General features: G+C 59.8%; 6 protein-coding genes. 5 read left to right on the plus strand and 1 reads right to left on the minus strand.

The genetic code is table 11. The features are described from left to right. Positions 1 to 459: 459 nt before the first annotated feature. A complete protein-coding gene (locus PV772_RS22585; RefSeq protein ID WP_347887649.1) occupies positions 460 to 1,038 on the plus strand; it encodes a flavin reductase family protein in 579 nt (192 codons plus the stop codon). Between the two features lie 28 nt (positions 1,039 to 1,066). Here the strand turns inward: PV772_RS22585 and PV772_RS22590 are convergent, their stop codons facing one another. Beyond that, positions 1,067 to 1,648: a ferritin gene (locus tag PV772_RS22590; protein ID WP_347887650.1), complete on the minus strand. Its 582-nt coding sequence runs from the start codon at positions 1,646 to 1,648 to the stop codon at positions 1,067 to 1,069. Positions 1,649 to 2,022: 374 nt separating this feature from the next. Between PV772_RS22590 and PV772_RS22595 the strand changes: the two genes are divergently transcribed. The 4 genes from PV772_RS22595 to PV772_RS22610 form a co-directional block, all read left to right on the plus strand. Then, the gene (locus PV772_RS22595; protein ID WP_347887651.1) at positions 2,023 to 3,429 is read left to right on the plus strand and encodes a site-specific integrase; all 1,407 of its coding nucleotides are present in this window, start codon (positions 2,023 to 2,025) and stop codon (positions 3,427 to 3,429) included. A gap of 71 nt (positions 3,430 to 3,500) precedes the next feature. Further along, positions 3,501 to 5,156 (plus strand): hypothetical protein, encoded by a 1,656-nt coding sequence (locus tag PV772_RS22600; RefSeq protein WP_347887652.1) that lies wholly within the window; start codon positions 3,501 to 3,503, stop codon positions 5,154 to 5,156. Next, a complete protein-coding gene (locus PV772_RS22605) occupies positions 5,153 to 7,339 on the plus strand; it encodes a hypothetical protein (RefSeq protein WP_347887653.1) in 2,187 nt (728 codons plus the stop codon). Before PV772_RS22600 ends, PV772_RS22605 begins: the two co-directional genes overlap by 4 nt. Then, positions 7,332 to 7,808, plus strand: a 477-nt coding sequence (locus PV772_RS22610; RefSeq protein ID WP_347887654.1) for a hypothetical protein, incomplete at its 3' end; no start/stop codon positions are given. The genes PV772_RS22605 and PV772_RS22610, both read left to right, overlap by 8 nt.

Genomic DNA, 7,808 nt, shown 5'->3' on the forward strand with positions numbered 1-7,808 from the left:
ACATCATCCCCGGACGTCCGACGGGTGGGTACCGTTCGGGCCGTCCTAGTGGGCTCCGATCACGTTGACACAATCACAGGGCGACTTGGACATCCCTAAGGGGAGGAGTCTCGAAGTTGATCGCCCTTGATGCACTGATTTCAGTCTCGGTCATTGGCCCCTCTGTGCAGGCAGGCATATAGTCGGCTGGTCGCTGACGTGTGGGACAAGAGGTGCGTGCTGTGTCGTCGCACGTCTCTCCATAACGTCACGGGATTTTCGCGTATTTCACAATCTTGATACTGTCTGGAATAGCAAGGTAACCCTTACCTAAGCAATCATCATCCTGAGATCATAGTTCGAAAGCGACGCCCTGAAAATACCCAGTCTGAAGCAGTGTTGCGCAGGGGGTGTGCCGTCACTGCAATGGAGCTGTGAGTGCGCACCGCTTTCTTGCGCCACGAACCCCAAGGACCTCGAATGGCAACCCAATACGTCCTCGCGTCCAGCCAATTGCCGCGCCCGGCAACAAGCCGATTTGCTGAAATGTTCAATGCAGACGATTTCAAAGCGGCTTTCCGGAATCATCCGGCTGGCGTCTCCATCATCACCGCCCAAGGACCAACCGGCCCCGTTGGCTTGACGTCAAGCTCGGTGTTCTCCGTCTCGGTCAATCCGCCGCTGCTGGTCTTCTCACTCTCCGGGCGCTCCTCCGCCTCGGCTGCGATCCTCGAGGCCGGGAACGTTGTGGTCCATCTGCTGGGCGCAGACCAAATTGAACTGGCGAAAACGTTCGCCACCAGCGGTATCGACCGCTTTGAAGACGCCGCCACTTGGTCCCGCCTGATCACAGGTGAGCCCGTTCTGCCCGGTGTCAGCGCGTGGCTGCGGGGGGAAATTGTCAATGAAATGAGCGCTGGTGATTCCACCGTGGTAGCCGTCCAGGTGCTCCAGGTCAGCATCCCGTCCGGCGCTGACCAGGATGCCGAGCAAGCCCCACCGCTCGTTTACCACAATCGCTCCTGGCACTCCCTCAGCGCTGATTCAACAGTCGGCTAGGTCTGCCAGATGGAAGCCGGGATGCTCGTCAGAGTGCACCGCCGGCGGCCTCTGGCGCGCCGGAGGCCGCTTGACCGTGGCCGCCGTGGTGGCCGCCATGACCGTGGTGGCCACCGTGACCTCCGTGGTCGCCGACCCGTTCCCGGGCGAGGAAGTTTTCGATGTCGAAGAGATTCTCCGCGCGGCGGGCGATGTTCAGCAGCGTGGTCATCGAGGCCACTTCTTCGACCTGTTCCTTGAGGAACCAGAGCATAAACTGCTCACCCAGGGGGTCGTTTTCCGATCTCGCCGCGGCGAAGAGTTCCTTGATGTTCTCGGTGACTTCCTGTTCCTGGGCGAGGGCGAGTGCCAACGGCTCCTCTACTTTGTCGAAGTCATTCCGGACAGGCTCCACGCCGGGGATGGCGATCTTCAGTCCGCGGTCCAGGATGTACCTGACCATCATCATGGCGTGGTTTCGTTCTTCCAGTGACTGACGGTAAAAGTGCTTTGCCAGCTGGGGCAAGTCCTGGCTGTGGAACCAGGCGGCAATGGCGATGTACTGCTGGGAGGCTGCAAACTCCTTGCCAACCTGGCTGGCCAGCAGATCGTTGAATTTGGCGGTAGTCATCGGGGTCTCCTCGGATCGTGTTGCGGGTCTCGGACTGGGGCGCAGCTCGTTGGCGCCGGTGTAGAGGGCGCCTGGAATGAGAATCCTCTGCCGACGCCCCACGGTCAATACCAAACTTTTGGCGTGGGAAGTCCTCAGGGATCTCATGAAACATTTCGACCTGCTGATCTTGCGCGAAATTCCGAATTCGTGTGCATTCAGGTTCCTGACGGTGGTGATCTGCCGAAGGGCTATGGCTCTCCGTGCGAGCCGCCGATTGATCCCATCTTGTGGTGTCTAGGCTGTGCCTTATGGACGCGGCGGATAGCGGGAAGCTCTCATGGTTGCTTGCGGTTTCGGGCGGGCCCTCCCAAGTTCCGCGTGGATTTCATCCCATGGCGGAAGAATGGCACAACATCGCTGACCGCGAGGTCGCGGTGGGTATCGTTCCCGGTCAGCCCATCTTAATTTCCCCTGGGCTCGTGGACTACAGGCTGGGCGACTATTTCCGGGATGCCTACCCCGCCGACCGCACATCAACGGCGCTGACCTACGCTAAGGAGCTGAGGACCTGGTTCGCTTTCCTTGGCACCCAAGATGTCGAGTGGTTTGAAGCAAAGCATTCGCACGTTCGTGCCTTCCAAATTTGGCGCGTCTACGACAGCCGCAACCCAAGACTTGTCAGCCCGGCGACCTGGAACAAGGGATGGGCTGCACTGCGGCACTTTTACGAGTGGGCAACGAAGGAAGGCTGGATTGAGCACAATCCGGCAGGAAATGCTGACCGGCTTCTGGACCCTAGCACCGTGGGAGGGCATCGCGAGAAGAACGCACGTACTTCCCGGGACCGATGGATCACTCCCGGCGAGTATTCGATGTGGCGAGACGTTGGTCTGCGAGGCTACGACGCCTTGCGGGACGACTCAGGGCGGATTGTGGCTGGGCTGCCCAGTGTGGCTGCGAGATCACGGAACACGGCACGCAACCTTGCCTTCGCTGACTACCTTGTCACGACCGGACTCCGGCTGGATGAAGCAGGGAGACTGCTGGTCTTTGAGACCGCTACGAGCATTCAGGGGGAAGTCCCGATCGTCGGCAAGGGTCGCGTGCGGCGGCACTACAGGGTGATGAATGACCTTGGCCTGGCCAGCATGCACCAATACACGGTCGGGGAACGCACCGATGCAATCCGGCGTGCACGAGCCGCGGGCCGTTACGAAGAAGTGAAGGGCCGGCTCGACGTCGTTGAGATACTCCACAGCCGTTCCGGTCAGCGTGTCCGCTTAACCGATGGCCGTGTACTGCCCGTGGAAACGATGACGGCGCGGGTCCGGACGGGCCTGTACCTGGTCAATGACCAGGGCGTTGAGCCGGCTTGGTTGTGGCTGAAGGATGACGGAAGTCCACTGCAAACAGCCTCGTGGGACAAGGTTTTTGATACAGCCAATGACCGGGTGACAGCTGGCCGCGCGCTTCAGGGAAGCGTTTCACCAACGGTGAAGATGACCCCACATTCCTTGAGGTTCACCTTTGCCCTCTTTGTACTTTTGGCGGGCATCCGTGCCATTGATGAACATCTTGGATACGACGACGCATCGCCGTTCATGGTTATGAACTATGCCCAGGCCTTCGACGAGGTGAGGGACCTGCTTGGCCATTCCTCCGTCGAGACCACCAAGCGGGTCTATCTGGAACCCGTTAAGGGGTTGCGGCGATCAAGCTTGCTGCGGGGCGCCAGCGTTGAACAGATGTGGGACCACGTATCGGCCTCGAATCCGCTGGTCGGTTTCCACACCTCATGAGCGGACAACGGGCGGCGCAGCCTCCGCCGAATCTGCAGGCTACCGGCGCAGTCGGCGATGCAGGGGCAGGCGTGGTGGTCACCCTGCACCTTGAAGACGTTCCGAAATATTGTTTGGATCTGTCGAAAATGGTGGGTGCGGAGACTCTGCGCCGGGATTTCGCGCAAGCGGCTCTTGCTTGGAGCGCCAGCGAAAAGGGCGGACGGAGAACATCTAGTGTCTTGGGGATCAAGCGGGCACTGTCGTCCTTCCTTAAATACTTGGAGGAGCTGACACATACTGGCGACAGATCGGTTTCACGTGTGGAATTCATCGCCGGGATTACCCCTTTCCATTTGCGCGGCTACCACGCAGAGCTGCGCCGATTGAAAGCCCGAACCACTGTGGACGACTACTTCAACAGGACGCGCACACTGTTGCGCTTTGCAGGGACCACGTCTGATTCAACAAGGAGGGAGATCAACAGGAGGCAGGGCTGGTCGAAGCCGGAAACACAGATCGAAAGGTATTCCAAGCGTGACTTTGTGAGGATCCGCAATGCCGCGCGGAAAGTGGTAGAACAGGCGCATGCCCGCATTCATGCGGCACATCTGGAAGCGCTTGAACATGGTGCAGGCAATGCGCCAGACACTGCAAAGGGCCTTGCCCTGCACGAGTTGATGACGCTGGGAATGCCCCAAAGCAAGGCCGGGTTTAGGTCGTTGGCCGCCTTGGGCCCGCATGACTACCGTCAACGATTCGTGGTCCGTCGGCATCTTTTCCTAGACGGTGATGAGGTCCTGGCCGCCGCGGTCCTGATGGCCTGCCATCGGGGGTTGAATCTCGCTCCCATCGTCATGTCGGGAACGCCCGTCGAGATTGATGCCGACACAGTACAGCTTGACCTCGACAAACCACGGAGGGGACCCGGGCTCCGGTTTTGGCCCGAGATCCTGACGGACAATATCGATCAGAACGACCAGGCAGCCACAGACCTGCGTATGATCGCCGAAGCGACAGAACCGGCGCGCACGTGGCTGGCCCATAATAACCAGCCCTCCCAGCGGCTGCTCATCCGGTGGCCTTTCACTGCGAACAAGCCCCACTTTGGTGTCCCCGCAGCAACACATCTAAAGGGTGTGGGGGCCCGGAGCGGCAACGGCGCATCATGGATTCCGGAAGGAATACGCATTGATTTCCAACGCCTGCGCCGCAGCATCCCGCATCAAGGCGTGGCCAAGGAGCCCACCGATCACGATCCGGCTACCTACCTCCACTACGTCCGGACAGACCCCCTCGCCCTGGCAGAACAACAGCTCGAAGCTGCCCGAGGCATACAGGCGGCCATGGACCGTGCACGAATCGAAGTGCAGAATCGGATGCATGAAGGGCGCGACTCCGGCGAGTTGAAAGACGCGCTCATTGCCAATTGCCGAGACCCGGAACTTAAACCAACGACAGGACTGCCCTGCACGACGGGCTACTTTTCCTTTCTCGATTGCCTTGACTGCGATAACGCGGCCACAGTCTCGCGCCTGTTGCCCCGCCAACTGGCAGCCATGAGTGTTCTGGAAGAACTCAGGGACGCCCTGGGCGATGCCTGGGAGAGAAAGTTTGCTCGTCGCTATTACATGCTCAGGGCATTAGTCGAGCGCCGTTCCCCGGCGGAACGGCTGGCAGTTGCTGATCAGGTCGACGCTCACCGGCCCACAATTATTACAGCCTTGCGGCAGGAAGGACCACAATGAACCCGTCCCGTGGCCAGGCGGAGAGTTTGGTTGGGGTCGAGTTCTTCGAGGCACCCCCACTCGTTTATCCGTCCGCCTCGACTCCAAGCATTTCCCAAAATCGTATCCACCAAGACGCGGTAATCGAACCGTTCGCCGCGGATGTGTGGCCTATGAACGCCCTGGCCAACGATCCATCACGACCTTTGCCCAGACTGAGGTTCGATGGATGGCCGGTGGAGTTCCGTGACTCCGCTAAGCACCTCGCCTACGCCCTGATTAACCACGGGAATCCCGAGGTCCTCACGGACGAAACCCACGGAAACTATGTCAAGTGGCCGCAAATCCGAACGATTGGAAACTTCCTGGGCCAGCTCAAAGACCACGTGGTTTGGTTGCTTGGCGAATGGTCCGCCCTGCATCCGGACACGCCAATCCACGCTCCCGGAGATCTGGATTCGGAGCACCTCAACGACTGCCGGCGCAGAATAGCTGCTTCCGGATCGTCCGTGGATACGAAGCGCAAAAGCCTTGAGTGCTTGATTCGTGTCTGGCAACTCAACCCATGGCTGCCCGAGGTCCTGCAATGGCCCGAACCCCCTTGGCATCGTGAAGCGTGGAAGCCTCGGTCCGGTGTGCGCGAAAATGCAACGAAACGCTTGGCACAAGCCACCATGGGGCCGCTCTTGGAATGGTCGATGGCGTTCGTGACCACATTCTCCGACGACATTATTGATGCGCATAAGGATCTGGACAGTCGGATTGGCGACTTGCCAGTCGGTGAGGACCAATACCATGCAGCCCGCACCGTCTTGCAGGACTATGTACGCACCCAGACGCCTCTGCCCGCCACAGTCGCCTGGTCCGGTACCAAACGAGCAGAAGAAGTTGGCTGGGCTGTACTTGCCTATCGTCATCGGATCAACGCCATCTACCTGGGTAGGTCGTTCGCGCGTATGCATGCCCGTCCGCCTATATCGAACGATCCATCCCTCACCGCCTTGGACTTCAAGGTCGTAGCCATGTTCCACGGCCGGCCGTGGACCCCGTCCATCGGCGTGTACGATGTCAAATCCCGCATGATTAGCCGCAACACCTTGCCAGGCCCACTGCTGGGCCATTTGCGCACAGCCGCAATTATCGTCGCCGGCTACCTGACCGGCGCCCGCCCGGAAGAGATCTGCGGATGGCAACACGGAGCAGCACCAACACCCCTGGAACGCCCCGGAGGATCACGGCTGCACCTGATCCATGGCCGTGTCTGGAAGGGCAGCCGGGCGGATGAATCCGGGGTTCTGGGAAAAGGCCAAGAGGCGGCCTGGGCAACAATTCCGGCAGCAACGAACGCCATCCAGGTTGCGGAACAGATTAGCCAGCTCCTTGGCAGAAACGATGGTCTGCTCTTTTCCGATACCGGTCGACAGACAGCGCCATCGACCGTGGCACGTTGGATCAAAGACTTCGTTTGCTTCATCAATGAGCGCCTCGTCCCCCACTGTGTCAACCCCCAAGCTCTTCAAATTCCCGAGGATCCTGACGGAGCGATCACCTTGCGGCGATTTAGACGTACCCTTGCGTGGTTTATTCACAACCGTCCCAACGGTGAAACCACCACAGCCATCCAATACCAGCACCTCGGCACGGTCATCGGCGGAGGATATGCGGGGACCAAGGAGTCCGGGATGAACGACCTCCTACTCGAAGAAGACTGGTCCCACCGTCGGCGAACCGTGGATCATCTGCGAAGCCTGCTCGATAGCGGGGAAAGCCTCAGTGGGCCCGCGGCCAGTCGAGCATTGGCCGCTACCGAAAAGCTACCCCGCGATCTAACCCCCGCCGATGAACGTCGCCTACGTAAAGACGGAACACTGCTGATCTATGACAACCCGGCCGCCGTGGCGCTCTGTGTGTATGACGAACGGCGGGCGTTATGCCACAAGATCAAACTCGCAGGAAAAGACAACCAGCCCAGTCTCCTCGAATGTGTGGACGGCTGCCTGAATTGTGCCCGGACCGACGGCCAGCTCCAAGAGTTGGAGTCCGAGGCCGCCAGCTTGCGGGCCAACGCGTCGCTGTCCCCCTTACCCGTTGCCCAGGCCTTCCTGGCACGCTCGGAACGCAACCTGCTCATTGTCAGCCAACATCGAGCCACTCGAATCTGCCGCGCCAACAAGCCACCCTCGGAAAGCATGAGCGATGAATAAGCCGACGTCCATCCCCGACAATGCGGAAATTGAGAACGAGGACGAGTCGTCCCGTCAGGCAATCCTCGCCGCGATGCAGCGAATCCTCCTCGGTCAGCCCCGGTGGGTGGACGTAGGCGCGACCAGCATCAGCGACCTGGCCAGGGAAGCCCAGGTCGGCCGCCACGTGCTCTACCGCGCCACCGACCTCAAGGATCGCTTTGCCTACCTGCGTGATAAGGCACACCAGCCAACACCATCCGAGGTTCAGCTCCACGGGCAAATTACAAAGCTCAAGTCGGAGGCGACCAGCCTGCGGGAACTGCAGTCACGGACGCATGAACGCGCCGAAAACTGGAAAGCACTCTGCACCACCCTTGAACGGGCGATCAACGTACTCCAAGAAGAACTACTGTCAATGGCCAGTTGTTTCTGCCCACGGACGGCCACTAAAAGTGCCCACTGGTGGCCAGTAAAACTGCCCGGTTAT

The sequence above is a fragment of the Pseudarthrobacter sp. CC12 genome, assembly GCF_039907755.1.
In the GTDB taxonomy this organism is placed as follows: Bacteria; Actinomycetota; Actinomycetes; order Actinomycetales; family Micrococcaceae; genus Arthrobacter; species Arthrobacter niigatensis.

Bases quoted from the DNA above. Each gene is read 5' to 3' on its own strand.
- PV772_RS22585 (WP_347887649.1), top strand. From the start codon at position 460: ATGGCAACCCAATACGTCCTCGCGTCCAGCCAATTGCCGCGCCCGGCA.
- PV772_RS22590 (WP_347887650.1), bottom strand. From the start codon at position 1,648: ATGACTACCGCCAAATTCAACGATCTGCTGGCCAGCCAGGTTGGCAAG.
- PV772_RS22595 (WP_347887651.1), top strand. From the start codon at position 2,023: ATGGCGGAAGAATGGCACAACATCGCTGACCGCGAGGTCGCGGTGGGT.
- PV772_RS22605 (WP_347887653.1), top strand. From the start codon at position 5,153: ATGAACCCGTCCCGTGGCCAGGCGGAGAGTTTGGTTGGGGTCGAGTTC.